Consider the following 746-nt stretch of genomic DNA (forward strand, 5'->3'; position numbering starts at 1 on the left):
CTTCGCACATTAAACTCATATAAAATTTAAAGATAATAGAAGCATAATTGAGTATTTCAATTAAAAAGAGAGAATTAAGAGTTAAAAGCCTATAGCCCCCCTAATTATATTGGACAAAGTTAATTTAGATATTTACAATTATATTAATGAAATTAGGAGGGCTACAATATGTCAAAAGTTGTCTTTAAAAGAAAGTTTTCAGAAGAACAAAGAGTTGCTTATGTTAAAGAAGTCCTTGAATCTGGTAGTAATTCTTTAATAGCTAAAAAATATGATATTAATCCAGTTCAATTAAGCACATGGGTTAACAATTACCGTAGGTATTCTCAAACCATAAAACCGAAAAATCCAAAGGAAGGTGAGATTATACCTAATTATAAAAAAGAATATCATAAAGTTAAGGATGAAAATGAAGATCTTAAATTAAAAATAGCAATCCTTGAGGATCTTCTAAAAAACAACCAACGTTAGATGATAAAATTGCTATTGCTCATAAGTGGATAACTTTAGGTTATAAAGTTGTTACTATAACTACAATATTAAGATTAATGAAAAGCTTAAACTTATTAGATTCAAATAGAAAACGCAATATAAAACGAGTGTCACGTGTCTGTGAAAGTAGAACAATAATAAAATCAAACCAATTGTGGCAAATGGATTAGTAATCCCTACGGATAATGGTAGTCAATTTATTAGTGGTATCTTTGAAAAATCTTGTCTTGATGAAAATGTTATTCATGAAAGAA

1 protein-coding gene is annotated in these 746 nt (G+C 27.5%); it reads left to right on the forward strand.

Translation table 11 applies throughout. The features are described from left to right. Positions 1 to 168: 168 nt before the first annotated feature. Positions 169 to 471: a transposase gene (locus AZI32_RS17185; protein ID WP_061997164.1), complete on the forward strand. Its 303-nt coding sequence runs from the start codon at positions 169 to 171 to the stop codon at positions 469 to 471. The last annotated feature ends 275 nt before the right edge of the window (positions 472 to 746 follow it).

Origin of the sequence: Clostridium sp. ATCC 25772, assembly GCF_001573875.1 — a bacterium.
GTDB classification, from domain to species: Bacteria; Bacillota; Clostridia; order Clostridiales; family Clostridiaceae; genus Clostridium_J; species Clostridium_J senegalense.